Raw genomic sequence first — 24,732 nt, 5'->3', positions numbered from 1 at the left:
ATATCTTCGCAACTTTAATTATTAATCATCCAAAAATAGCTTACATGAAATCCACATTTATCTATTTTATTGTATTTCTAAGTATCACCACTATTTCTTTTGCTCAGCAGAATCAAAATTCAGGCATTAGCTCTCCGGGAGAAAAAGTAGAAGCCAGCACAAACACTGGATCCGGTCAGGTTCAGGAGTACGATACTGAAATCCTTGAAAAAAGAATTGAGCGAAGAAAGAAGTCAATTAAATCGCTATACATAATTGAAGAAGAAATTGCAAAAGCATATGGAACAGGAACTCAAACTGTTACCAAAAAACTAAAAAAACATATTTACAGAGCCGGACAAAAGCTAATTGATAGCTATGAAGGTCAACTATCAGAGGCAAACTCTGAAGAAGATAAGGTTGAAATTCTTAATGAAATCACTAAAGTTCAGGATCAACTTATTTATTTCAGTAAGCAAGAAAAAACACGACCAGTGGAAAAGAAGCTGAAAAAACTCAAAACTCCACAAGAAATATCTGAAGTATTCTTTTCTGTGACTGAATAAGACTGGATTTGTAATTCAAATTCCCTAAATTTGCGCTCCGTTCCAAAATGGAGCGCTCAGGCAAGTATTGTCTGAGTATTGTTTAACAAAATGCTGGTCGGTGCTGACTCCAACTGACACAGTGTACCTAACGGGAGTCATTTTTTATTATGGCGAAAAAAGAAGAAACCGCTAAAGCTGAGGAAAAAGAAACCAAAGCAAAAGCAACTGCTGCTAAGAAAACCACAACAAAAAAAGCAGCAACAAAAAAAGCAGAGGATAAGAAAGAGGAAGTGAAAGAAGAAACTAAAGCTTCTAAATCCACTGCAAAAAAAGAAACCAAAGCAAAGGCTGAGAAAAAAGAAGATGCTAAAGCTGAAACTAAAAAAGAGGAGAAAAAGGAAGTGAAGGAAGAAAAAGTGGAAGCAAAAGCAGAAGAGGTAAAGGCAGAGAAGAAAGAGGAGAAAAAGGAAGAGCCTAAAGCTAAAAAAGCAGAAAAGAAAGAGGTTCCAGCTCCGGTAATTGAAGAGCAGGATGACGATTTCGATTTTGATACTGAGGGTGGCTTTGAGGATGAGTACTCTGAAGAGGATCGTAAAGCAATGGAAAAACTTTACGAAGAAACTCTTACAGAAATCACAGAAAAAGAACTTATCACCGGAACCGTGGTAGGTGTTACTGACCGTGAAGTAATTGTAAACATTGGCTTCAAATCTGATGGCTTAGTATCTCTTTCAGAATTTAGAGATATGCCTGACTTAAAAGCTGGTGATGAAGTTCAGGTATATATAGAAGAGCAAGAAAACGCCAATGGGCAACTTGTTCTTTCAAGAAGAAAAGCAAAAATCGTTAAGGCATGGGAGTCTATCCAGGGTGCCCTTGACAATGATGAAGTAATCGAAGGATTCGTTAAGCGAAGAACCAAAGGAGGTTTGATCGTAGACGTATATGGTGTAGAGGCTTTCCTTCCGGGATCACAAATTGATGTGAAGCCTATCAGAGACTTTGACGTATTCGTAGGTAAGTCTATGGAAGTGAAAGTTGTGAAGATCAACTACACGAACGATAACGTAGTAGTGTCTCACAAAGTCCTAATCGAAAAGGATCTGGAAGAGCAAAAAGCAGAAATCCTGAACAACCTGGAAAAAGGTCAGGTACTGGAAGGTGTGATCAAGAACATGACCAACTTTGGTGTATTCATCGACCTTGGTGGTGTGGACGGTCTTCTTCACATTACAGACATCTCTTGGGGACGTATCAATCATCCGGAAGAAGTGCTGTCACTAGACGAGAAAGTGAATGTTGTAGTGTTAGATTTCGACGACAACAAGCAGCGAATCTCTCTAGGTATGAAGCAGCTTACTGATCATCCTTGGGATTCACTTGATAAGGATATCGATGTAGGATCTAAGGTGAAGGGTAAGATTGTGAATGTTGCCGATTACGGTGCATTCCTTGAAATCATCCCTGGTGTAGAAGGATTGATTCATGTTTCTGAAATGTCATGGTCTCAGCACCTAAGAAATCCATCTGATTTCTTGAGCGTAGGTGATGAAATTGAGGCTGTAGTTCTTACAATCGACAGAGAAGAACGAAAAATGTCTTGTGGCATTAAGCAGCTTACCGAAGATCCATGGACTAAGCAAGATGTACTTACTAAGTATGCTGTAGGTACTGAGCACAAAGGAACCGTTAGAAACCTAACCAATTTCGGTCTATTCATCGAACTTGAAGAAGGTATTGACGGTCTTGTTCACGTTTCAGATCTTTCTTGGACAAAGAAAATCAAGCACCCATCTGAATTTGTAAAAGTTGGAGATGAGCTTGAGGTGAAAGTAATGGAGCTTGATGTTGACAACAGAAGATTGGCACTTAGCCACAAGCATCTTGAGGAAAATCCATGGGATACATTCGAAACTGTATTCACTAAAGGATCCGTACACAAGTGTACAGTAACTAGCGTTACAGATAAGTCTGCTACTGTTGAACTTCCTTACGGTCTTGAAGGGCATGTATTGCCTAAGCACCTTAAGAAAGAAGATGGTACTAAGGCTGCTGAAGGCGAAACACTGGACTTCAAAGTGCTTGAGTTCTCTAAAGACGATAAGCGAATTGTACTTTCTCACACTTCTGTTTGGGATAAGGATGCTGAGCAACCAAAAGCAGCTTCTGCGAAGAAGACTGCTGGTGGAGGCAAGAAGGGTAACACATTAGATAAAATCAACAAAGAAGTTGAGAAATCTACACTTGGTGACCTTGATGCACTTTCAGCATTGAAAGACAAAATGGAAGATGCAGGTAAGTCTGCTCCTAAGAAGACTACCAAAGCAAAGAAGGAAGAAGAAAAATAATCATATAAAATTGAGCCATTCATCTTCTGATGGATGGCTCTTTTTCTCTACTTTTGCATCAAATCATGGCGCTGTGGCCGAGCGGCTAGGCAGAGGTCTGCAAAACCTTTTACAGCGGTTCGAATCCGCTCAGCGCCTCTTTACAAGCAACCTGAAAGGGTTGCTTTTTTTATCTAAATAGCGGATGAGAACCGTAGGTTCGAAAGCGACTAAAAGGAGCTTCACGAGGGGCTGTGCGGCATGTAATGCAGGTATAAGTAAACGAAGGCATGGATGCGCGTACGAATAATCCCTACCTGCAGCAGGCAGGCGCGCAGCTCCTCATACCAATAGATTGTATATCAAAGCGTTTAAAACACCAGCTTATCAACTCCAGATCACATAATCTTAGACTCTGTAAAGAGATCGTAAGCTGCAACGAACGTATCACCCACGTTACTGTAATCGTCAGTGTACTTTTTGAGCTCTTCTCTTTCAGATAAATAAACCGGGTGAAAGGATCTATCAATTTCGTCCCATAGAATCACCAGGTAGCTGTACCTGATTTTGCTAGATCTCCCACTCTCTAGCCATTCTTCAAATTCATTTTCATCAAGAGAAGATGAGAAATTAAGATTTTCGAACATTTGTAAATTGTATCTACACTCAAAGAAAAGCCCATTCGGCTTTTACCGAATGGGCTTAAAATAGTTTTTATCAATTGGGAATTACATCACTCCTTCTTCATTTCCATATCGATCGACCAACACAGGGTCTCCAGCACCATCAACTCTTAGTTTCTCGTACTGAGTAGCCTTATCACCTACTATCACGAATATATAGTTGCTAAGATCAAAGTATTCATTTGCAGTAGCCTGAATGCTTTCAATGCTTGCATTTGTAACAGCCTGCTGTTCTTGATTGATGTAATCTTTAGGCAAATCATACGTGCTGATGTTTTGAAGAATGCTCAACAAGTTACCTAGTGTTTCAAAGTTTCTTGCATTCTCCTTGATCATTGCCGTTTTTGTTTTTTCAAGATCCTCATCAGTATACGTAGATCCGTAATTTCCTATCACTTCTTTGAACGTATCTAAAGCATCTTTTGTAGTTGACGATTTTACACTAGAGAATGCCCCGAATGTACTTGGTGTTCTTACACCTCTTCCGGGGAATGAATATGCTCCATAAGTAAATTGCTTTTCTTCTCTTAATACCTGAAATAACCTACCCGATGAACCATCTCCTAAACGATCATTAGCTACCATGATATCATTATAGGTAGGATCGTTAGATGGTACTGTTAAGCGTGACATTCGAATGACTGACTGCTTTGCGTTAGGAACATCTACAAAATATACTTCCGGTTCATTCGGTACCGGAGGTACTTCGTATGTAGGCATTGCTATATCCTTTTGTTCCCATTCAGTGCGCAATCTCCCAAGTGCTTTAAGTGCACGGTCTTGAGATACATTTCCGGCCACATGATAGTTGGTCACATTGGGAGCGAAGTAATTTTGGTAGAACGCTTTTAGATCATCCATAGTGATGCTTTTCACATGATCTTCATACCCGATAGATGGGTGTCCAAGGATGTGATCTTCACCATATAGTTTCTTATCCATCACCACAGCAGCAATTGCATTTGGGTTGGTTTCACGTTGCTTAATAGACTGTAAAGTCTGATTAACAATACGCTCAAACTCTTTTTCGTCCCATCTTGGCTCCAGTAAAATCTCCTGAACCAACGCCATTGTTGCTTCAAAATTCCTGGAAAGGCAATTTCCTGAAACCTGGATATATTCATCCGAAGTGAACATGTTCAAGTTAGCTCCAAGCTGCCCAATTGCATCTTCCAACTCCTCTGGCGTCTTATTGGCAGTACCTTCCATCATGATATCGGTCATAAGATTTGCAACGCCCACCTTATTCATATCATCCAGGTAATGACCTCCCATGATTCTCATAGAGAAATTAACCAACGGAAGTTCATTTGCCTCTACACCGTATGCATCAATACCATTTTCGGTTTGGCTTGTCCAGATAGTGGGAGGTGCAACCAGAGGCTTCTCGCCGAAATCAGGCTCAACAGAACGGTCAAATGAAGATTCTGTTTTTACAATGGTAAAATCCCCCTCCTCTTCAATCACTTCACTCTGACCATACTCATTTATTGCTTCTTCTTTGATATCGGCTGCTACCGCACCCTCCATCGCAAGATCAGCAGATCCTTTAGGGACGAAATTTGTCACAATATGATTTTTATTCAGAATGTATTTTCTGAATACTCGCATCACATCATCCTGTGTTACTGCCTTGATGTTTTCAATGTCCTTTTCGATAAATCCAGGATCGCCTGCAAACTCATTGTAGGAAGCAAGCTGAAATGCTTTTCCTAAAACACTACTGATACCATTGTAGAAGTTGGTTTCTAGTCCAGCCTTGATTCTCTCCAGATCTTTCACATCAAATCCTTCCTTGTCGAAATCAGCTAGTGTCTGATTAATAACCGCTCTTACTGAATCCAAATCCGTTCCGGCATTTGCCCGTACACTAATTGTAAATGTCCCTGCTAGTTCACTAGAACTATTGTATGAATTGACATTAGGAGCAACTTTCGCTTCCTCAACAATTGCTTTATATAATGGAGCTCGCTTACCATCTGAAAGGATTTGACCTAAAGCATCCAATGCCCACTGATCAGGATGGTATTGCTCTACCGTCGGATAGGTCATGCGCAATTCAGGAAGCTGGGCAAAATTATCCTCGTGATAGATCACTTTAGTTTCGTCTAAAGTCACCGGCTGTGGATCCATTGGGGTATCAGTTCCTCTTGAAGGAATCTCGCCAAAGTATTTTTCAACTAATTCTTTTACTCCATCTTTATCAATGTCTCCGGCAATCACCAGTGTTGCATTGTTTGGACCGTACCATTCATCATAAAACTCTTTAACATCTTCTAATGTAGCATTTTGAAGATCTTCTAGTTCTCCGATTGTCAACCAGCTATATGGATGTCCTTCCGGATACAAAGCCTTAGCTACTACCGCACGTGTATGACCATAAGGTCTATTATCGTAATTCTGTCTTTTTTCGTTCTGTACTACAGGCTTTTCACCTTCAAGACTAGCAAGAGAAACTGCGTTAATGAAATAGCCCATTCGGTCAGATTCCATCCAAAGTACTTTTTCTAGTGCATCTTTTGGAACAACTTCATAGTAGATGGTACCATCTGTCCAGGTACCGCCATTGAAGGTTCCACCCCACTCATTGATATTTTTGAAAAATCCGCCATCAGGAACATTTTCAGATCGTTGAAATAACATGTGTTCAAAAAAGTGAGCAAAACCGGTTCTTCCGGGTTTCTCTCTGCTTGAACCTGCATGAATAATGATTGATACTGCTACTATTGGATCGGACTCATCCTGATGCAGCACAACATCCAGCCCGTTTTCAAGTGTGTACTTTTCATAGTCGATAGACAACTTATCGCTGGATTGACTGTCTCCTCCGGAAGTACAGGCCGTCAGCATCGTTATCACTGCAATAAATGCAACAAATAGATTCTTAATTTTTTTCATTTTAACGTTAGAGATTTTAATGTGCCGCAGTTTAATCAATCATATAGCATTATGAAAGGTTTTTGATATGAATGGTTCTTTAAGGCCGGTAAAAGACGTTTATCAATAAAATTGATTACCTCAAAAAGTAGGTTTACTTTTGCACCTCAAAAATCAAAGCAAGATCACATGTCAACGAAAATTGGTATTAACGGATTTGGACGTATTGGAAGACTAAGCTTTCGAGCGCTCCTTGAAAAAAATAATGTAGATGTAGTTGCGATCAATGACCTTACAGATACGCACACCCTCGCTCACCTTTTAAAGTATGATTCTAACCATGGTAGATTTCCTGGTACGGTTGAGGCTGACGATAAAAACATCATTGTGAATGGTAAAGCCATTCCTGTGTATGCTGAAAGAGATCCTGAAAACTTGCCATGGGGTGACTTAGGTGTTGAAATTATACTTGAGTCTACTGGTATTTTCGTTGATGAAGCGGGTGCTGGAAAACACTTGAAAGCTGGTGCGAAGAAGGTAGTTATTTCTGCTCCTGCAAAAGGAGACATTCCAACAGTAGTGCTTGGAGTAAACGAAGATATCTTGACTGGTGATGAAACCATTCTTTCCAACGCTTCATGTACAACCAACTGTCTTGCCCCGATGGCTAAAGTGCTTGATGATGCATTTGGTTTAGAGAAAGGATACATAACAACAGTACACGCATACACTGCAGATCAGCGTTTACAAGATGCACCACACAAAGATTTACGAAGAGCCAGAGCAGGTGCTGTATCTATTATACCGACCTCAACTGGTGCAGCTAAAGCTGTTGGTTTGGTTCTTCCTCACCTAAATGGAAAATTAGACGGTATTGCGATGCGAGTTCCTACCCCTACCGGATCATTGACTGACCTTACCTGTACAGTAAGCAAAGACGTAACTGCTGAAGAAGTAAATGCTGCCATGAAGGCTGCTGCAGAAGGTCCAATGAAAGGCATTCTCGAGTACACTGAGGATCCAATTGTTTCAATTGACATTGTTGGCAACCCTCACTCGAACATCTTCGATTCTAAACTTACTTCATGCCAGGGCAACCTGGTGAAAGTGGTAGGATGGTATGACAATGAGGCCGGATACTCAAACAGAGCGGCAGATCTTATTGCTAAGCTTGCCGGATAATAGTAATAAACACCAAAAGAAAAGGGACTCAATCGAGTCCCTTTTTTTGTTTGATTTTCAATAATGTGACTTACGCAATATTCGTATAAACTGCCTGCACATCATCGTCATCCTCGATCTTGTCAAGCATCTTCTCGATCTCATCCAGTTGTTCTTCGGTAAACTCTACCGGATTATTAGAAATTCGCTTTAGCGTGGCTTTCTTCACATCTATTTCCAAGTCTTCCAGTACCTTACTCATCTCCCCAAATTGGGTGTAGTCGGCATAAGCATAGAAAACACCTTCATTCTCTTCCAATTCTTCCAAACCGCCATCTATAAGTGAGAGCTCCAATTCTTCACGATCCATCCCCTCCTTTTTCTCAAATTCAAACACAGCCTTCCGGTCAAACATAAACTCAAGGGAACCGGATGGCACAAAGCTCCCTCCCGCTTTATTAAAATACGACTTCACATTAGCAACCGTACGTGTGGTATTATCTGTGGCCGCTTCTACAAAAACCAAAACACCATGAGGCCCTTTGCCTTCATATGTCACTTCGTGAATTTCATCAATATCTTTTCCTGAGGCGCGTTTGATAGCATTCTCGATATTGTCCTTCGGCATGTTCTCCGCCTTAGCATTTTGAATAGCCGTCCGCAGTTTGGCATTCATTTCGGGATCTTCTCCCCCCTCTTTTACGGCAACAGTTATTGCTTTAGCTAGCTTAGGGAACACTTTGCTCATTTTATCCCATCGCTTTTCTTTGGCTGCTCTTCGGTATTCAAACGCTCTTCCCATGATGTTTTCTTTTGATTTTAGGTGTGCAAATTAAGCAGAAGGCATAATTAAAATCAAGGATGCTTTTTCTTCCACATCACATTGAATATTACACCTGTCAGGACCAGTGCCATCCCTCCGTAGGTAACCAGGTTATAGGTCTCGTCAAAGATGAAAAATCCAAATGCCAATGAATATATAATTCCGATGTAAGTAAGAATGGATACCTTATTAAGTTCCTCTTTTTGATAGGCTTTGGTCATTAAAAACTGTGCGATCTGTGTGGTGATACCAACAAGAATCAAAACCAACCAATCATAGCCTATTGGCTGTACCCAGACAAATGAAGACCAGATGGCCGATATAGGCAGCATGATCAATGGGAAATAAAAAATGATGACCAATGGGTGCTCACTCGTCTTCAACTTTCGTATGAAATTGTACGCCAGCCCCATAAATAACGATGCAGTAATTCCCATAACCAGATGGATGAAAGATATCCTCGGATCAAACCCCTGGATAACTAAAATACCCGCAAAGCTGATCGCAAAGAATAACCATTGAATACTTCTGACCTTCTCTCCGACAATGAATATTCCCAAAACAGCTGTGAAGATTGGAGCCAGGTATTGCAACGTTGAAGCTGTTGCTAGCGGGATTTGTTGAAGTAAGCTGAAGTAAATAACTAATGCTATAGCTCCGGCTACTCCCCTTCCTATTAAGTACGGCTTATTATTCCCCCAGATATTTACTCGCTGCTTGCTGAGAAAGAAAATACTGATGGCCAATGATATTACTGAGCGAAATAGAATAATCTCGATTGCGGGAATATGAGGTACCAACTTCACGCACACTTTCATGATGGTGAAAGTAAACGATGCAAACAGCATGTATCTAACTCCCTGACTCAATATCAAGCAGTTATAATTCCGTCTTTTATTTCCAGCTTTCTATCAGCCATTCCCGCCAGATCCATATTATGAGTCACTATGACAAATGTTTGACCCATTTTGTTTCTTAGGTCAAAAAAAAGTTTGTGCAATTCATCCGCACTTTGAGAATCAAGGTTACCACTCGGCTCATCGGCAAATACAATTGAGGGATCATTGATAAGGGCACGAGCTACTGAAACACGCTGTTGCTCTCCCCCTGATAACTCGGAAGGCTTATGATCTTTTCGATCTTTGAGTCCTAAAATCGTCAGAAGCTCCAATGCTTTAGCTTCAGCTTGCTTATTCCCTTTGATGAATGCAGGTATACACACATTTTCGATTGCTGTGAACTCCGGAAATAAATTATGAAACTGAAAAATGAAACCAATTTCTTCATTCCTCACACTCGACATTTTTTTTTGAGTAAGAGACGAAACTTCCACGTTGTTCAAAATCACCTTGCCCCTATCCGGTGTATCGAGCGTTCCTAGTAAGTGTAGAAGTGTACTTTTCCCAGCACCTGAGGCTCCAACTATGCTCACAACCTCTTCTTTTTCTATTGAGAGATTGATCCCTTTCAGAACATCTAATCCATTATAAGATTTATGAATATCTTCTGCTTTCAGCATGGCGGCAAAGATATGCTTATCATCCAGAAATACGCTATATACCCCTATTCAACTTGGTTATACGTTCCCGATGATTTAGCTTCGCAGAAAATTTATTTCCATGAATGAGCATGATGCTTAAACAACCATTTAGCGATTTCAAGCGCGAGTGATTGAATTGAAGCAAATCGCTTATTTCAGAAACTTTGAAGACATGAACATTCACGAATACCAAGCCAAAGAAATCTTAAAGTCATACGGCGTAACCATCCAGGAAGGTGTGGTTGCCGATACGCCAGATAAAGCGGTTGAAGCTGCAAAAGAACTGAACAGAGAAACAGGTACCGAATGGTATGTGATCAAAGCTCAAATCCATGCTGGTGGACGAGGAAAAGGAAAAGTAAATGAGACCGGATCCAATGGGGTGGTATTGGCCAAGAGTATGGATGAGGTGGCACCAAAAGCTAAGGATATTCTTGGCGGTACACTGGTAACACATCAGACAGGTGCTGAAGGTAAGAAAGTGAATAAAGTATTGATTGCTCAGGACGTTTACTACCCGGGCGAATCAGATCCAAAAGAGTATTACTTATCTATTTTATTAGATAGAGGCACAGGCAAGAATGTGATCATGGCTTCCACTGAAGGTGGAATGGACATTGAGACCGTAGCTGAGGAAACACCTGATAAAATAGTAAAGGAATGGATTGATCCTGCAGTAGGTCTTCAGGGATTTCAGGCCCGAAAAGTTGCTTTTGCATTAGGTCTGGAAGGAGAAGCTTTCAAAGGAATGGTTAAATTCATCCATTCACTATATAAAGCCTACGAAGCAACGGATGCTTCACAATTCGAAATTAACCCTGTACTTAAAACTTCAGATAATAAAATCTTAGCGGTTGACGCCAAGGTGAATATTGATGATAATGCGTTATACCGTCACAAAGACATTGCTGAGCTGAGAGATCTTACAGAAGAAGATCCATTAGAAGTTGAGGCTGGAAAATCCGGTCTAAACTACGTAAAGCTTGACGGTAACGTTGGTTGTATGGTGAACGGTGCAGGACTTGCGATGGCCACAATGGATATTATTAAACTTTCTGGTGGTGAGCCTGCAAACTTTTTGGATGTCGGAGGAGGCGCTAACGCTCAGACTGTAGAAGCCGGTTTCAGAATCATCCTTAAAGATCCTAATGTAAAAGCCATCCTTATCAACATCTTCGGTGGTATTGTTCGATGTGATCGAGTAGCCAATGGCGTAGTAGAAGCATACAAAAACATTGGAGATATCAACGTTCCAATTATTGTAAGGCTTCAGGGAACTAATGCAGAAGAAGGTGCTAAAATCATTGAAGATTCAGGATTAAAAGTGACATCAGCAATTGTATTGGAGGATGCAGCTGAGAAAGTGAAAGAGGTACTTTCTTAACATCCCCCTTACCCCCTTCAAAGGGTGAATTATCCTTGAGAGAATTATCGATTCTTATCGATTTGAATATAATTCCATTTATACCGAAGTTGATTCAGTTTTAGGGGTAGAAAATTAAATGCTTGCCATAGTTGTAAATCACACAACTATGGCTTTTTTACGTCTACTCATTTTGGCTTTAATCATTTCCAGCTGCTATGATGATGGCCCCAGATCAGTAACTCCTTCTGAACTAATCGCCGGGAATGATGCATACGGCAGAACGTATCAAATTGATCAAATTGAAATAGAACTAGGCACTGTACAGCCCCACAGATGCGTCACAGATAATTTCATTACTTACTACCCTAACGGAACCTATGAAATTAATGAGGGAGGCTCGAAGTGTGACCCTGGAGACCCTCCAGGCGTTATTGGTACATGGTTCATTAACCAAAGAAATAATCAGCTGGTTGTAGAAATAGGTGATAGTGCACAGAGATGGAACATTGATGAAATCAATGAAAATGCGCATCAAATCACTTCTTCTTTTGAAGAGGGTTATCGAACATACTTCTTTGTTTCATCGAGGTAAAAGGCTTTTTAGTAGAAACACTTAGGGGTATCCCCTTACAAATTGGCCATATGAACGACAACAAAATGAAATCAATTATGAACTACGTAAGATTTTTCTTATCCATTTTAACGGTGATTGTTTTGCTTGTCATGCTGAGCTAATACCACTAAAAGAAACTTGTAAATAATCACCACTCAAAGAAAAAGCCCTCCAGACGATACTGTCTGGAGGGCTTTGTTTTTATATCGACAGTCACCAATTCCTCCAGGTCTTCACCGAAGAGATTCCTATGAATCGACCTCCTTTCGTCGGTCTCCCATGTGACAGAGTGTAGAAAACGATGAAAACATATTACAACCCTATCCCCTTGCGAACGAGGAACGAGTGAGACTTGGGAATCTTAAGTCCAATCAATCACGAATAGCTTGAGACCTATTAAAATTAAATGGTTCCTTCTATATTTGCGACCCTGTGGCCGCATTAGGTCATATGCACTCGTAGTTCAACTGGATAGAATACCAGATTTCGGCTCTGGGGGTTGAGGGTTCGAATCCTTCCGAGTGCACATTTAAGCATCTATCAACTGGTAGATGCTTTTTTATTTGGGACTATTTCCATTAAACGCGACAGGAAGGATGAGAACCTCGGTTCGAAACCCATAGGGTTCACGAGGGGTCGAGCGCATGGTTTGGCGAATGAGTAATCCTTCCGAGTGCACATTTAAGCATCTATCAACTGGTAGATGCTTTTTTTATTTTCATCGCCTCAGTGTTATCTAAAGTAATTAGGAAGGATGAGAATCCTGGTTCGAAACCGACCAACGGGAGGTTCACGAGGGGCTGTGCGGCATGATTGTGCGTATGAGTAATCCTTCCGAGTGCACATTTAAGCATCTATCAACTGGTAGATGCTTTTTTATTTGGGACTAATTAGTTGAGGCACTCTTTTTTTAAAATGAAATCTTATCGACGGAACCTAAGCTTAATGATTCCTTTTTTCCTTCATCATTTAGCCCTTCAACTTTTACAAGGTCTATTTCTACTTCTAGCTTATCGTTGTTCGCTTTGACTAAGATTACCCGATAGGTTGTAATACCTTTTTTCTTTTGAATTGTTTCTTTAAAAGATATCCGCTTAATGTCTTTGACCTTGACTTGATCTTTGGCCCCACGGTATGAATACACAATAACATCAGGAGATCCTTTCTTCTCATTTTGATAAATCAAAACATTTTTGAGCTCGATTTGATCTCCATTGTTTTTAACAATGGTAGTGGTAGACTGTAATACTGCTAGTGCTATGGTGATGTACAATAATTTCATGAGTAAATGCAATATTAAATTTCTAAGTTACAAATAATTTGAAACCATAGTTACTCTTACATTGCTATATTTATGCCAAAATTATGGAGGAACAAGACACTAAATTCACTGATTGGGTTGATTCGCTTACTATTTCGGATGCAGCTAACGTATTTCTGGTCATTATTTTTTCGATATTCATCGTTTGGTTGGTGATACGAACATTCAGAAATAAGCCATCTGCCTAGAGTTTGGCTGAGCAGTTCTTACAGTAGATGGCATCTTCATCATGTCCTTTTACCCCACAAGCTGTGCATGATCTTCCGGAGCTCTGCTCCAAATTCTTTTTACTCTGCTCCATTTCTTTTTTATTCTTCTCCGCTGTGGCAATTTCAGATGTGACAATGCCTGTTGGAACTGCGATAATTGCATAACCCATTAACATCAACATAGATGCAACTGCCTGCCCTGTAATTGTCTGTGGCGCGATATCCCCATAGCCCACGGTGGTTATCGTCACAATCGCCCAATAAATACTTCTGGGGATACTTGTAAATCCGCTTTCCCCTCCCTCAATCATGTACATGAGCGTCCCCATAATCATCACCAGCGTAAAAACTGCTCCTAAAAAAACCAATATCTTATGGCGACTTGCGACAAGTGCATTACTAAGCACAGAGGCCTCTCTTAAATATCTACCAAGCTTTAGTATTCTGAAAATCCGTAATAATCTAATGGATCTAATAACCACCAGGTAGCTCCCACCTGCCACAAAAAGCGTTAGATAGGTAGGTAGCGTAGCAAGCAAGTCAATAATACCAAAGAAACTAAAGGCATATTTTCCAGGCTTAGCAGTGATTACAAGTCTTAATATATACTCTATGGTAAACAGCCCGGTAAAAAACCACTCAGCCACGAAAAACCAACTATCAAAACTATCTCGAACCTCCTTCACACTTTCCAGCATCACAATGAGCACGCTTAAAACTATCGCCCACAGCAATATGATATCAAAGAGTTTTCCGGCTCTGGTTTCTGTGCCAAAAACGACGGTAAATAGCTGTTTTCGGATCTTTGGGAAGTATTTAAACTCTGGCTGGGACATAATTTTAGAATTCTGTCAACGTTTTCGAGTTGAATTGTGTCTTGTTACCAAACATTTCGCAACTTAATTGATTAATTAATTAATTTTAAATTCGTACGTTAACTAAAACCAAATACAATGAAAAAATCGATTTTGAAGTATTTTAAGGCCTTTACGCTAATTGGCGTAATGGCATCAATCATCTTTATATCCAGCTGTAGTGATGATGATGGAGGCGAGCCGGCTCCAACCGAAACCATTTGGGAAATAGTAGAAGGAAGAGATAATCTATCTTCTCTTGAATCAGAGCTTATCGCTGTTGACCTTGATGCTTCTTTACAAGCAGATGGAGAACTTACGCTATTTGCTCCTACCAATGCTGCGTTATCAACACTTCTTGGAACTTTGGGACTTGAAGATTTCAGTACTGTGAGTGATGATATCGCAACTGCAGTACTTGCATACCATGTGGCTAATCAGGTAATTGCTTCTAGTGACCTAGTAGAAGGTGCAACTTTCACTACGCTGCAAGGAGAGACTTTTGAAGTTGGTGGTGGACCATCTATTATTTCAGGAGCAACAAGTGATGCAACTTTCAGTATCACTGATATCCAGGCAACTAATGGAGTTGTTCACATCATCGATGTGGTAATGGTACCTCCAACTATCGGCGCTGCTATTGTACAAACTTTAGGTACAGTTGCTCAGCCTGTGTTGTTAGGAGCTGACTTCTCAATTTTAGCTTCTGGTATTGCTAAAGCTGATGCCGGCAAGGATGAAGCTGAAACAATTCTGGGTGCTCTTGTAGCAGCTCAAGACTTAACTGTCTTCGCTCCAACAAATGCAACGTTTGAGGCAGCTCAAATTACAGCTGAAACACTAACTGCAGCTCAGTGGGATGCATACATCAGAAATCATGTGGTCGTAGGCCAAGGTGGTGGAACAGATGATAATATCAACACTTTAGGACCAGATGACCTTACTACAGGATCTACATTCAATACATTTGGTGGTGGATCGCTTTTATTCTTCAATAATACAGATGCGATTCCAGCTGACAATGGTATAGGAGTTTATATTGATAGTAACGGAGATGTTGATCTTGCTGATCAAACAACATACACGAATTTCGACGCTGAGGTAGCTGTTGTAGATGCTGTATCAGCATCTAATGGAAGAATTCACGTAATTGCTGGTATTCTTGCACCTGCAACGAGCGGAACTGCACGTTAATTCCATAGATGAAATTATAAAATTAAGGCCCGGCCATATGGTCGGGCTTTTTTCGTGAATAGGAAATCTCACCGAGATCAATACGAATAATCAAGTCTTTTGTTATGTTGGTAAACGCTAGACCAACTCACTTAAGAATCTGAGTGTGTGTTTGAAAAGCCATAGTCTTTCAGGCATTTCAACAAGAAAACGGAATAAAATAAATCATAAAAAAAGCCTATAGGAAATCCCATAGGCTTAACAAAACTCTCCCCTATTAGATCTATCTTCTAAATCTCTCCAGTCAAAATCTTATTAATAAACTCAGCTGATTGATCAATTAATTCCTGACCCTGCTCATCACCCAAATAGGTCACATGATTATTAGGTGGATTAGTTTCACCAGGTAGCGGTACAAATTCATAAGCCACGTTGTTTTCAGTCAAAGCATCGACTATAGAGCAAGATCCATAAGCAAACAATGGAAATGGCACCACGTTGGTATCCTCATAATTACACGGCACCACAGCGTCTAATTCATCATGCACCATAAATATTGGTGGATCATTGCTATCAATCCAGGCATCACGAAATACGGAACCGGAATAACTAATAATACCCTGAACTTCAGAAGAAACATTTATATCATTTGTATTACCTTCAAATCCACCATACTGTGCCTGAATTTCTTTTAAGTAGTCAGGATAGCCTGCATCATTCTCATCTAAAAATCCAACGTTCATAGACATAACGCCCCCAGCAGATATTCCTCCTATTATGATCATATTGGGATCTATCCCGTAGGTATTTGCATTCAATGCATCATTTCTTAAATACCGTATAGCACCTCTCATATCAGACAATGTTAATACCACACCTTCTGCATATGCCACCGAATCAGCATTAAGAATAGCTGGATCATTAATCAATCGATACTGCATACTGGCTACCACATAACCCTTTTTTGCGTAAGCAATGCACATATCTTTTATCGCATTCTTAGTGCCGCTAATAAATGCTCCCCCATGAGCGAGAAGTATTAGCGGTCTATTTGTCTCACTATCACCTTGTGGCTCATAAACATCAAGGTACAGGTCGTTCACAGGCCCTACTAATGCAGCTCCTTCTCCATATTTGATATCAAATGTTATATCAGCATCAGCAAATACATCTTCTACGTATCGCCCTGATATGGTTCCATCATCATCACTACACCCAAAAAACACTGCCGCTACCAACAGTAAATAGAACTTTTTCATATTTGAATTAATTTGAATTAAAAAAAACCGCCAAATCAGATAAGATGGCGGTTATTTAAAGAGTTATTTATTGAAATTGTTTATTTCCTCTAGTTCATTAGTTCATCAAAAGTGAGGGAGATGTAATACATCGTTCCTATGTTCGGTCCTCCAAGACTTTGGATATATGGATCTCCCATGATGTTAGATCCACCAAGTTTAATAATAGATTTCAGTTCTTCAAGCTTCAAAGATACTTGTGCATCAAGTGTGCCGTATGATGGCACATCTCCAATGGCGAAAGACGACTCCCATCTAAATGCATCTTGCCATCTATAGGTCAAATTAAAACCTAGCTTATCAGTAAGCTTTCTGTTTCCAAACTGAATATTGTACTTATGTTCCGGAGTATTAAACTGAGTCAGGTTATTATCCGTAAACCCACCTTCTAATGTGTTCCAATTGTAGTTACCACCAATAGTATATCCCTTCGGTAGATTATAGGTCAATCCAATAGCCGCTCCTTGAGAAGTAACTTCATCATCCAGGTTAGTATATATCTGGGCGGTATTACCTGTTGTTGACCCACCACTAGCTAGTGTCAATGCCTCTCCATTCAGAATGGTGGCATAATTTGGAGTTCCAACAAGTGCTGGATCAGGTGCAGTTTGATCCGTGTATTCACTAGCTACCACAATTTGAACCTGAGTGATAAAATCAGTATAAGTATTGTGATAATAGACTGCATCAACTAAAAGCTTATTAGCGATTAAGCTTTTATAACCTAGCTCTATTGAACGAACTTCTTCAGGTACAACTGGCCTCACATCACTTTCAGTGAATTCTACTAATTCAGCAGCAGCGGCAGCAAAGTCGCCTGTAGCGAAAATTGTATTTCTAAAGTCTCTCACTGATCCACCAGTAAATGCAAGAGGTACTCCTGTACTACTGGTCCTAGCCAGATCGTATCTATCATAGTTTTCTTGCAAACCACCTAATAATCGTGTACTGATCGTATTCAAATCAATGTATTGACCCTGAGTTGTCGGATTTCTAAATCCGGTCTGAAACGATGCTCTAAAATTGTGGTTATCTGCAACTGTATATACTGCTGAAATTCTAGGGTTTACCTGACCATCAAAATTCTCATTCTTATCAAACCTCACAGATCCTGAAAGCTTAAGATTGTCTGTCACTCGTTTACCCATTTGCATGTATGCTCCAAATTCATTGATTTGGATTCCTCCATCCTGATCCGGGAAGATGGTACCATCTGAGCGAAGATCGAAGATTCGGAAACTACCCCCCATTTGGAATTCCATGAAATCAATTTGATTCTTGAAATCATATTGAGCGTCTGCCTGATACATCTTTGTAGCATCACTAAATTTTGGACCAAAGGGAATAGTACCATCAAGCTCTTCATTTTTTATTCGCTCAAACTCAGCAGCTTGCTCGATAGGATCTAGCGGAAAATAGTTGTTATCATTCTGACCTCTTGCATAATTATGAGCAGCTTGATCTATCAATAATGCAGCTGAAGGGTCAGACTGCCTTAGCGCAGCTATATCACCTGGATCATACCCTTGTTGATTCAAATACTCTAAATAATTTACTCCATAAGTTGCAAGCCATGTAGAAACTCCGCCACCACTTCTATTATCGTTCATTTTGAGCGCTAAAAACTCAGTAATGTAGGAATCCCCTGAATCTTCAAACGTTCCATAAGCACGTACAAAGAAATTATCTGCTCGAAGCTGTAAACGATGCTGCTGGATACTAAAGTTAGATAGGGAGTATCGCTGAGCTCCCGTATAAATACTTGTACCAAAACCGCCGTTATACAAATAACTTAACTCCAGATCGTCATTTAATCGATAATACAATCCCGTATTAAACTTTAGGTTTTCAGCACCGTAATCCGCGAGGTATTCTTCTTCCCATGGTGTTACTGAAACGACATGATTTGGTAGGTCACCGGCTTGAGCATAATTATTAGCACTCAGTCCTGGTCCGAAATTCCTGGATCTTGCCAGTGCACCAAAAGTTGAGCTAAATGGAAATATCGCTAAATTGATAGTTGCTTCATCTCCATGCAGGTGTAATCGATCAGCTCCAGGATTCTCACCCCCTATGCTTGCAAATGGATTATTATCTGCGTTCCTGTCAAAGGTTGATGTTCCATGCCAGTCGTCTGCTGCAGAGTATGTAGCGTTCACCTTAAATGCGAATTTGTTGTTGAATGCTTTTGCATACCTCAATGAAACAGTATTCATTAGTGCAGGATCCTGGTCAGCATCACTTCCAACATGGTTTACACCAGTTTTTACAAATGCACTCAGACCTTGATATTCAAATGGATTTTTACTATTTATCAATAGAATTCCATTGAATGCGTTAGGACCGTAGAGCGCTGAACTGGCTCCAGGGATCATTTCAACACTTTCTACGTCTAAAACTGATGGCCCGTTTAGATTACCAATTGGGAAATTTAGCGCTGGTGCCTGTGTATCCATCCCGTCAATTAGCTGAACAAATCGTGTGTTACCGGTAGACCCAAAACCACGTGCATTGATGATCTGAAAGTTGATACTTGAGGAAGCAACATCAACCCCTTTCAAGTTAGCTATCCCTTCGTAGTAACTTGGTGCTGATGTGTTCTGAACCGCCAGAATATCCATTTTCTCAATACTTACGGGAGACTGTAGAATATTCTCTTCTACACGAGAAGCAGATACCACTACTTCCTGGCCCAATAAGGTCGATTCTGCCAACTGTATGTCAAGCGTCTGACCAGATGCAGTCACTTCTATCTCCTGTCGCTCATAGCCGACATAAGTAATGATTAATGTAATCGGAGGGCTTGATTGAACGGACAAATTAAAGTCTCCATTCACATCGGAAATGGTTCCTAATACTGTTCCTTTCACAAGGATCTGAGTACCAATCAAGGGCTCTCCTGTTTCCGCATCAATTACTTTTCCTGAGACAGATGTCTGTGCGTAGGTAAATCCTGCTATCAGGATCATACATGCACATAAGATGATTTTGGTTATGTTTCGGTTCATAAGGGTTGGATGTTTATCAAATAAAATTCAGCTTTTAGTTAGAAAATTAACCATAAATTCTAGCAATATGGCAATAAAGTTGAATCTCCATTCACACTTTATTATGCATGCATAATATTAATGATTTTTGGTGAATTGAACAGCCGAATGGCTTCCTCAATCCTTTTAATGGGTAACAAAATTAGTTTTGCATTACCTCTTGCTTAAAGGGAGCTAAAGTTGATTTTTCATCTTCCCTTTAGAACTTGGGTAAAAGGCGGAACATAGAAAGCTATGGTCACCCTTCGTTTTTGACATGCTCAACCAGCTTATCGCATAATGACGAAATTTCCTGATTCATGTATTCATCACCCGTAGCATTCAAAACACTCTGAGCAAGCCCACCTAGACAATCGATATAAAAATGCTTCATTTCATCCATTGGCATATCCTTTGACCACAAATCAATACGCATGGTATTTTTATTGTCATGGTCCCATAATGACAAACTGATGGATTTTGTCTCAGATAATCCCGGTTGATCCTTCTCATCTGCATCCCACATTATTTTTTCAGGAATGTTCTCCTTGTCTAATTCAACTACGAATTTGATTTCTGACTTTTTCATCTGTTTAAGATTCTATGATAAAATATATTTATGGCACAGCATTTCTGAATGCTCTGTACCTTGTTGAAGATTCATCATCAATAGCAACATCACATCCGATTTCTGTAATGGTATTTTCTAAATCATCCACTCTTTCCTGATTAAGTCCATGAATGGTGATATAGGCTGCCTGCTCGCCAGGCTGGATATTTAGAACCCGGGAATGAAATAAATTGGCCGATGCGCATGATTGGGTTGTTTCAGAAAGAATTGAAACAGCGAGGGTATCTGCCTGCAATTCATGCACCCTGGACAAGTGAATGAAATTGCCTCTCAGATCCATATCATCAATTATTTGATTGATAGCCTCCTGATCACCGGATCGGGCAATTGACTTTAGGCCGTTTACACCATATTTAAAAAATAGTCTTTCTGATAAGTGTGATTGATTGATATGTGCCACCAAGTGGGCAAGAAGTCCCGTGAATTGATCTTCATTATCCAGGTAAAAAATCATCCCGGTGCTTATGTATATTTTTCCTCCAGGTAAAGCAAATGCATGCCTGGTGTCGTCCTCATAAAGTGTCAAGGACCATTTGAAATCAGACCCTTTTGTGATAAAGGATGAAGAAACCACCTCCTGCAGCCTGGAATTTGCATATCCATATAGTGTCGGATTATCATCTACCGGAATCATATTATAATCCTCATTTTCTCCAATGGCAGCTGAAAGTTTTTCTCCAAGTAAGATTTCATCTTCTTCTGTGAAATCAACCAGGTCTTCTGTCTTCCTACACCCTGTAAAGGATATCATTGTAAAGCAAATCAATATCGTAGCATAGCCTAATCTCATGAAAGTATTTCTAATGCTGCTTCCTTGTCTTTCCTTAGCTGATCTTTTAACTCTTCGATGCTGGCAAATTTCATTTCTTTTCTCAATGATCTAACAAATTCAACGACAATTTCCCTTCCATATATATCCGCATCAAAATTAAACAGATGCGTCTCAATGGTTCTTTGGGTTCCGTCCACCGTTGGTTTGAAGCCAATATTTAGCATTCCATTGTATTTTTCATCTTCTACAATGACTCTAACTGCATATGCTCCATCCGCAGGTAATAGCTTATAACTTTCCGGTATTTCAATATTGGCCGTTGGAAAACCTATGGACCTTCCTTTTTTATTCCCATCTATAATTTTTCCTTTTATGGAATAATGACGACCTAACAGTGAGTTGGCTAAGTGGATTTCTCCACTTTCCAGTGTGCTTCGAATTTTGGTTGAACTGACCCCAATATGGTCTATTTCCTGTTTAGAGATTTCGTTAACCTCAAATCCATAATCGGAGGCATGTTCATGAAGAAACTGAATATTTCCTTCTCTATTGTTACCGAAGTGATGATCATACCCGATGAAAAGCTTCTTGGTACCTACTTTCTCGACCAATATTTTTCGAACAAATTCGTCTGCCGAGAGATTTGAAAACTCAGGTGTAAATGCAATTTTCAAAATATAGTCAACGCCCAGATCAGCTACCATAGCCACCTTTTCATCAAATGTAGACAGCAACTTAAGCTTATCTGCATCTTTGTTCAGAATGAAGCGTGGGTGTGGCCAAAAGGTGATTAGAATACTTTTGCCATTATGTTTCTTTGCTTCCGAAACGAGTCGTTTCAAGATTGTCTGATGACCAATATGTACGCCATCAAAGGTGCCTATAGTCACCACCGAATATTTCGGTTTTTCAAACGCATCTATGTGATCAACTACTTGCATTATGCTCTTGAATGAATGCATTCAAATCTACTGCATCTGACAACTGATATTCTCCCACAGAGGTTCGAACTAGTTTTTTTAAATAAGCTCCAACCCCTAAATATTGTCCAAAATCATGAGCCAGACTTCTTATATATGTGCCTTTTGAGCAAGATACTTTGAATTTGATCTCCGGAAGATTCGAATAATCGACCTGAAATTCATGAATAGTCAATGACCTGGGCTCAAGATTTACTTCTTTATTCTTTCGGGCCTTTTTATACGCTCGCTCCCCTCCTACCTTGACAGCAGAATGAGCGGGTGGGATTTGTTGAATATTACCAGTAAGTTTATCTCTTGCCTCCTCAATCATCTCTTTTGTAACCCCTGCCCAGTCTGCTTCAGAGTCAAATTCTGTTTCCAGATCGTATGAAGGAGTGGTTTTTCCTATTTCAATGATACCTTCATACGTCTTATCAAGGCCTTGCAGCTCATTGAGTTTTTTGGTGAATTTACCGGTACCGATAATCAAAAGACCGGTTGCCAGTGGATCCAGTGTCCCTGCATGACCAATCTTCTTAACCTTTATGGTGTTTCTTAATTTTTTGACAACATCAAAAGATGTCCAGTCAACGGGTTTGTTGATGAGTAAAAGTCGTCCTTCTTCAAAACTATTCTCCATGTTATGCCGCAACAATCGCTATTAAGCCTACAATGAAACAGTACATAGCGAAATAGGTCAGCTTACCTCTTCTCACGATTTTAATCATCCATTTGCAAGCAATAAAACCTGAAACAAATGCAGCTAAAAAACCGATTATGAGACTGCTGATACTAATGGTATGTGCTGCAGTATTTTCCGTATAATCTAAAATTTCTAAAAGGCTGGCTCCCAGAATAGGTATTAAAACCATAAGGAATGAAAAACGAGCTGCTTTTGATCGCTCCACTCCCAGGATTAATGCCGTTGCAATCGTAGATCCTGAACGAGAAATTCCGGGCAATACAGCGAAAGCCTGAGCGATTCCAATGACAATTGCACTGACAAACCCGACAGACTTGGTACCATCATTTTTATAATGTGCAAACAATAAAAGTCCGCCTGTTATCAAAAGCATGGATCCTACAAGCACCAAATTACCTATAAATAGGGCTTCAATCTGATCCTTAAAAAAGACTGCAACAACAAATACAGGGATCATTGAGAGAATAATCTTTGCAGCAAATTGGGTAGACTCATTCCACTGAAACTTAAAAATATCTTTCAGTAAATTCAAAATGTCGTCTTTGAATACCGCCATAGTGGCAAGTGCGGTCGCGAGATGGACGGTTACTGCAAAAAGTAAATTGTCTGAGCTCTGTGCATTTAGAAGTACAGAACCAATTTCCAGGTGTCCACTGCTACTTACCGGTAAGAACTCTGTCAACCCTTGTATAATCCCCAGAATCAGGGCTTCAATCCAACTCATTCAGAATCTGAATTTGACTTTGGTTTGTAAAATATGGCTACAAATTGGATTAGAAATCCTAACATCACTACAATCGGCCCTAGTGTAAGCCCTAGAAATCCAAACCCGTAAGGTTCGGTATCCATAGTCATAATAATAAAACCAATGGCAAGTACGATCACTCCTGTGATCATTATAACGTAGTTGGCTTTTTCAAAAGCTAGTTTTCTCTTTTCTGACATGTCTTAATATAGTTCGTCTAGTGACATTTTTAAATATTTCTTAATGGCTCGTAAAGAGCTGAGATATCCTACGAGAATTCCCATGATAAGGATGAGTGCAAAGAGCATAATGAAGCCATTTATATCCTGAAGTTCTTCCAATCCCTCAATGATATTATTCATATACATTGTGAATCCGTAGATTATTCCACAAGCTAACACACCTGCAAAAAAGCCGTACATCATTGACCTATACAAAAATGGACGCTGAATGAATGAACTGGTTGCCCCCACAAGCTGCATGCTCCTTATCAGAAAGCGCTGGGAAAATAGGGCCAATTTGATTGTGTTGTTGATTAGAATAATCACTACGAGCAAAGCAAATATCGCAATTCCTAAAAGGATAAAACCTATTTTGGTTAGATTTTCATTGATGCTTTCAATCAGACTTTCCTCATATTCGACCTCAAAAACGCCTCTGAATCCTTCGATCTCAGCTTTAATCTGATTGAGGCTATCCAATGCTTGATAATCACCCTTGATCTTAACCGCAAAGAGATCACGTAAGGGATTGTCTCCTAAAAAATCTTTAAAGTCTTCTCCGGTTGCTTCTACAAATTGCTGTGCAGCTTCTTCTTTTGTAATAAGGGTAATTTGTGGAGTTTGTTCTTTTAGCAGCGTGTATGGCTTGGAAGCAATGGCAGTTCGGATCTTGGTGATATCCGACTGTGAGATGTTCTTATTTAGATAAACCTGAACCTCAATATTCTCCTGAATGCGAGTTCCAAGGCGAGAGCTATGAAGTAACAACCAACCAAAAAGGCCTAAAACCAACAATGCCAATGTGATACTAAATACCACACTGGCAAAGGGATAGCTTCCAAGCTTTCGTTTTTTTCTGGTTTTTTTCTCTTCCATTAAGCCACGAATTTAGGCAAAATG

23 protein-coding genes and 2 tRNA genes are annotated in these 24,732 nt (G+C 39.9%); 9 read left to right on the top strand and 16 right to left on the bottom strand.

Annotation, left to right across the window (positions count from 1 at the left end; all coding sequences use genetic code 11):
* Positions 1 to 44 precede the first annotated feature (44 nt).
* The 3 genes from ACQK2H_RS08070 (at position 45) to ACQK2H_RS08060 (ending at position 3,013) form a co-directional block, all read left to right on the top strand.
* Complete coding sequence (locus ACQK2H_RS08070; RefSeq protein ID WP_425390924.1) at positions 45 to 545, top strand: hypothetical protein; 501 nt, start codon at positions 45 to 47, stop codon at positions 543 to 545.
* A gap of 149 nt (positions 546 to 694) precedes the next feature.
* Positions 695 to 2,875 (top strand): 30S ribosomal protein S1, encoded by a 2,181-nt coding sequence (rpsA, locus tag ACQK2H_RS08065; protein WP_425390923.1) that lies wholly within the window; start codon positions 695 to 697, stop codon positions 2,873 to 2,875.
* 67 nt (positions 2,876 to 2,942) lie between these two features.
* A tRNA-Cys gene (locus ACQK2H_RS08060) sits at positions 2,943 to 3,013 on the top strand.
* Between the two features lie 239 nt (positions 3,014 to 3,252).
* On the opposite strand, the gene ACQK2H_RS08055 is transcribed toward ACQK2H_RS08060, so the two are convergent.
* Together ACQK2H_RS08055 and ACQK2H_RS08050 are read right to left on the bottom strand one after the other, a co-directional pair.
* Positions 3,253 to 3,501 (bottom strand): hypothetical protein, encoded by a 249-nt coding sequence (locus ACQK2H_RS08055; protein ID WP_425390922.1) that lies wholly within the window; start codon positions 3,499 to 3,501, stop codon positions 3,253 to 3,255.
* A gap of 81 nt (positions 3,502 to 3,582) precedes the next feature.
* Positions 3,583 to 6,435 carry a M16 family metallopeptidase gene (locus tag ACQK2H_RS08050; protein WP_425390921.1) on the bottom strand — a complete coding sequence of 951 codons (2,853 nt, stop codon included), beginning with the start codon at positions 6,433 to 6,435 and terminating at the stop codon, positions 3,583 to 3,585.
* 168 nt (positions 6,436 to 6,603) lie between these two features.
* Here ACQK2H_RS08050 and gap point away from each other — a divergent pair, with 168 nt between their 5' ends.
* Positions 6,604 to 7,596 carry a type I glyceraldehyde-3-phosphate dehydrogenase gene (gap, locus tag ACQK2H_RS08045; protein WP_425390920.1) on the top strand — a complete coding sequence of 331 codons (993 nt, stop codon included), beginning with the start codon at positions 6,604 to 6,606 and terminating at the stop codon, positions 7,594 to 7,596.
* A 70-nt stretch (positions 7,597 to 7,666) separates the two neighbouring features.
* Here the strand turns inward: gap and ACQK2H_RS08040 are convergent, their stop codons facing one another.
* The 3 genes from ACQK2H_RS08040 to ACQK2H_RS08030 are packed head-to-tail and all read right to left on the bottom strand — an operon-like array spanning position 7,667 to position 9,917.
* A complete protein-coding gene (locus tag ACQK2H_RS08040; protein WP_350207276.1) occupies positions 7,667 to 8,377 on the bottom strand; it encodes a YebC/PmpR family DNA-binding transcriptional regulator in 711 nt (236 codons plus the stop codon).
* Positions 8,378 to 8,430: 53 nt separating this feature from the next.
* On the bottom strand, positions 8,431 to 9,267 hold the full coding sequence (locus ACQK2H_RS08035) for a DMT family transporter (RefSeq protein WP_425390919.1): 837 nt from the start codon (positions 9,265 to 9,267) through the stop codon (positions 8,431 to 8,433).
* A gap of 2 nt (positions 9,268 to 9,269) precedes the next feature.
* Positions 9,270 to 9,917: an ABC transporter ATP-binding protein gene (locus tag ACQK2H_RS08030; protein WP_425390918.1), complete on the bottom strand. Its 648-nt coding sequence runs from the start codon at positions 9,915 to 9,917 to the stop codon at positions 9,270 to 9,272.
* 193 nt (positions 9,918 to 10,110) lie between these two features.
* On the opposite strand from ACQK2H_RS08030, the gene sucC reads away from it, so the two are divergent.
* The 3 genes from sucC (at position 10,111) to ACQK2H_RS08015 (ending at position 12,443) form a co-directional block, all read left to right on the top strand.
* Positions 10,111 to 11,322 (top strand): ADP-forming succinate--CoA ligase subunit beta, encoded by a 1,212-nt coding sequence (gene sucC, locus ACQK2H_RS08025; protein WP_425390917.1) that lies wholly within the window; start codon positions 10,111 to 10,113, stop codon positions 11,320 to 11,322.
* Positions 11,323 to 11,470: 148 nt separating this feature from the next.
* Positions 11,471 to 11,896 (top strand): hypothetical protein, encoded by a 426-nt coding sequence (locus ACQK2H_RS08020; RefSeq protein WP_425390916.1) that lies wholly within the window; start codon positions 11,471 to 11,473, stop codon positions 11,894 to 11,896.
* 473 nt (positions 11,897 to 12,369) lie between these two features.
* Positions 12,370 to 12,443: transfer RNA gene (locus tag ACQK2H_RS08015), tRNA-Arg, on the top strand.
* A gap of 384 nt (positions 12,444 to 12,827) precedes the next feature.
* Here ACQK2H_RS08015 and ACQK2H_RS08010 read toward each other — a convergent pair.
* The gene (locus tag ACQK2H_RS08010; protein ID WP_425390915.1) at positions 12,828 to 13,199 is read right to left on the bottom strand and encodes a hypothetical protein; all 372 of its coding nucleotides are present in this window, start codon (positions 13,197 to 13,199) and stop codon (positions 12,828 to 12,830) included.
* A gap of 83 nt (positions 13,200 to 13,282) precedes the next feature.
* On the opposite strand from ACQK2H_RS08010, the gene ACQK2H_RS08005 reads away from it, so the two are divergent.
* A complete protein-coding gene (locus tag ACQK2H_RS08005) occupies positions 13,283 to 13,426 on the top strand; it encodes a hypothetical protein (RefSeq protein ID WP_425390914.1) in 144 nt (47 codons plus the stop codon).
* Here ACQK2H_RS08005 and ACQK2H_RS08000 read toward each other — a convergent pair.
* Positions 13,423 to 14,283 (bottom strand): ion transporter, encoded by an 861-nt coding sequence (locus ACQK2H_RS08000; RefSeq protein WP_425390913.1) that lies wholly within the window; start codon positions 14,281 to 14,283, stop codon positions 13,423 to 13,425. The two genes, ACQK2H_RS08005 and ACQK2H_RS08000, sit on opposite strands and share 4 nt — an antisense overlap.
* 117 nt (positions 14,284 to 14,400) lie before the next feature.
* On the opposite strand from ACQK2H_RS08000, the gene ACQK2H_RS07995 reads away from it, so the two are divergent.
* Positions 14,401 to 15,495, top strand: a complete 1,095-nt coding sequence (locus ACQK2H_RS07995) for a fasciclin domain-containing protein (RefSeq protein ID WP_425390912.1) — start codon at positions 14,401 to 14,403, stop codon at positions 15,493 to 15,495.
* A gap of 269 nt (positions 15,496 to 15,764) precedes the next feature.
* Here ACQK2H_RS07995 and ACQK2H_RS07990 read toward each other — a convergent pair whose 3' ends face one another.
* The 9 genes from ACQK2H_RS07990 to ACQK2H_RS07950 form a co-directional block, all read right to left on the bottom strand.
* A complete protein-coding gene (locus ACQK2H_RS07990; protein ID WP_425390911.1) occupies positions 15,765 to 16,733 on the bottom strand; it encodes a carboxylesterase family protein in 969 nt (322 codons plus the stop codon).
* Positions 16,734 to 16,822: 89 nt separating this feature from the next.
* Complete coding sequence (locus tag ACQK2H_RS07985; RefSeq protein ID WP_425390910.1) at positions 16,823 to 19,780, bottom strand: TonB-dependent receptor; 2,958 nt, start codon at positions 19,778 to 19,780, stop codon at positions 16,823 to 16,825.
* A gap of 277 nt (positions 19,781 to 20,057) precedes the next feature.
* Positions 20,058 to 20,387 (bottom strand): gliding motility protein GldC, encoded by a 330-nt coding sequence (gldC, locus tag ACQK2H_RS07980; protein ID WP_425390909.1) that lies wholly within the window; start codon positions 20,385 to 20,387, stop codon positions 20,058 to 20,060.
* A gap of 28 nt (positions 20,388 to 20,415) precedes the next feature.
* Positions 20,416 to 21,219 (bottom strand): M48 family metalloprotease, encoded by an 804-nt coding sequence (locus tag ACQK2H_RS07975; protein ID WP_425390908.1) that lies wholly within the window; start codon positions 21,217 to 21,219, stop codon positions 20,416 to 20,418.
* The gene (locus tag ACQK2H_RS07970) at positions 21,216 to 22,142 is read right to left on the bottom strand and encodes a bifunctional riboflavin kinase/FAD synthetase (protein WP_425390907.1); all 927 of its coding nucleotides are present in this window, start codon (positions 22,140 to 22,142) and stop codon (positions 21,216 to 21,218) included. The genes ACQK2H_RS07975 and ACQK2H_RS07970 overlap by 4 nt, the downstream gene beginning before the upstream one ends.
* Positions 22,129 to 22,803: a tRNA pseudouridine(55) synthase TruB gene (gene truB / locus ACQK2H_RS07965; RefSeq protein ID WP_425390906.1), complete on the bottom strand. Its 675-nt coding sequence runs from the start codon at positions 22,801 to 22,803 to the stop codon at positions 22,129 to 22,131. The genes ACQK2H_RS07970 and truB overlap by 14 nt, the downstream gene beginning before the upstream one ends.
* A 1-nt stretch (position 22,804) precedes the next feature.
* Positions 22,805 to 23,590 carry an undecaprenyl-diphosphate phosphatase gene (locus ACQK2H_RS07960; RefSeq protein ID WP_425390905.1) on the bottom strand — a complete coding sequence of 262 codons (786 nt, stop codon included), beginning with the start codon at positions 23,588 to 23,590 and terminating at the stop codon, positions 22,805 to 22,807.
* Positions 23,587 to 23,811 (bottom strand): DUF3098 domain-containing protein, encoded by a 225-nt coding sequence (locus ACQK2H_RS07955; RefSeq protein ID WP_425390904.1) that lies wholly within the window; start codon positions 23,809 to 23,811, stop codon positions 23,587 to 23,589. Before ACQK2H_RS07955 ends, ACQK2H_RS07960 begins: the two co-directional genes overlap by 4 nt.
* A 3-nt stretch (positions 23,812 to 23,814) precedes the next feature.
* The gene (locus tag ACQK2H_RS07950; RefSeq protein WP_425390903.1) at positions 23,815 to 24,708 is read right to left on the bottom strand and encodes a cell division protein FtsX; all 894 of its coding nucleotides are present in this window, start codon (positions 24,706 to 24,708) and stop codon (positions 23,815 to 23,817) included.
* Between the last annotated feature and the right edge of the window lie 24 nt (positions 24,709 to 24,732).

Source organism: Ekhidna sp. (assembly GCF_965228795.1).
GTDB lineage: Bacteria > Bacteroidota > Bacteroidia > Cytophagales > Cyclobacteriaceae > Ekhidna.
Note: the sequence above shows the minus strand (reverse complement) of the source record. Positions and strands in the feature narration are given on the sequence as shown.

Coding starts and splice junctions, on each gene's coding strand:
- ACQK2H_RS08005 (WP_425390914.1), top strand. CDS start 13,283: ATGGAGGAACAAGACACTAAATTCACTGATTGGGTTGATTCGCTTACT.
- ACQK2H_RS07995 (WP_425390912.1), top strand. CDS start 14,401: ATGAAAAAATCGATTTTGAAGTATTTTAAGGCCTTTACGCTAATTGGC.
- ACQK2H_RS07990 (WP_425390911.1), bottom strand. CDS start 16,733: ATGAAAAAGTTCTATTTACTGTTGGTAGCGGCAGTGTTTTTTGGGTGT.
- ACQK2H_RS07970 (WP_425390907.1), bottom strand. CDS start 22,142: ATGCAAGTAGTTGATCACATAGATGCGTTTGAAAAACCGAAATATTCG.
- ACQK2H_RS08000 (WP_425390913.1), bottom strand. CDS start 14,283: ATGTCCCAGCCAGAGTTTAAATACTTCCCAAAGATCCGAAAACAGCTA.
- ACQK2H_RS07960 (WP_425390905.1), bottom strand. CDS start 23,590: ATGAGTTGGATTGAAGCCCTGATTCTGGGGATTATACAAGGGTTGACA.
- ACQK2H_RS08055 (WP_425390922.1), bottom strand. CDS start 3,501: ATGTTCGAAAATCTTAATTTCTCATCTTCTCTTGATGAAAATGAATTT.
- ACQK2H_RS08070 (WP_425390924.1), top strand. CDS start 45: ATGAAATCCACATTTATCTATTTTATTGTATTTCTAAGTATCACCACT.
- ACQK2H_RS07975 (WP_425390908.1), bottom strand. CDS start 21,219: ATGAGATTAGGCTATGCTACGATATTGATTTGCTTTACAATGATATCC.
- ACQK2H_RS08030 (WP_425390918.1), bottom strand. CDS start 9,917: ATGCTGAAAGCAGAAGATATTCATAAATCTTATAATGGATTAGATGTT.
- ACQK2H_RS08010 (WP_425390915.1), bottom strand. CDS start 13,199: ATGAAATTATTGTACATCACCATAGCACTAGCAGTATTACAGTCTACC.
- sucC (WP_425390917.1), top strand. CDS start 10,111: ATGAACATTCACGAATACCAAGCCAAAGAAATCTTAAAGTCATACGGC.
- ACQK2H_RS07950 (WP_425390903.1), bottom strand. CDS start 24,708: ATGGAAGAGAAAAAAACCAGAAAAAAACGAAAGCTTGGAAGCTATCCC.
- truB (WP_425390906.1), bottom strand. CDS start 22,803: ATGGAGAATAGTTTTGAAGAAGGACGACTTTTACTCATCAACAAACCC.
- ACQK2H_RS08050 (WP_425390921.1), bottom strand. CDS start 6,435: ATGAAAAAAATTAAGAATCTATTTGTTGCATTTATTGCAGTGATAACG.
- ACQK2H_RS08040 (WP_350207276.1), bottom strand. CDS start 8,377: ATGGGAAGAGCGTTTGAATACCGAAGAGCAGCCAAAGAAAAGCGATGG.
- gap (WP_425390920.1), top strand. CDS start 6,604: ATGTCAACGAAAATTGGTATTAACGGATTTGGACGTATTGGAAGACTA.
- ACQK2H_RS08020 (WP_425390916.1), top strand. CDS start 11,471: ATGGCTTTTTTACGTCTACTCATTTTGGCTTTAATCATTTCCAGCTGC.
- ACQK2H_RS07955 (WP_425390904.1), bottom strand. CDS start 23,811: ATGTCAGAAAAGAGAAAACTAGCTTTTGAAAAAGCCAACTACGTTATA.
- rpsA (WP_425390923.1), top strand. CDS start 695: ATGGCGAAAAAAGAAGAAACCGCTAAAGCTGAGGAAAAAGAAACCAAA.
- gldC (WP_425390909.1), bottom strand. CDS start 20,387: ATGAAAAAGTCAGAAATCAAATTCGTAGTTGAATTAGACAAGGAGAAC.
- ACQK2H_RS07985 (WP_425390910.1), bottom strand. CDS start 19,780: ATGAACCGAAACATAACCAAAATCATCTTATGTGCATGTATGATCCTG.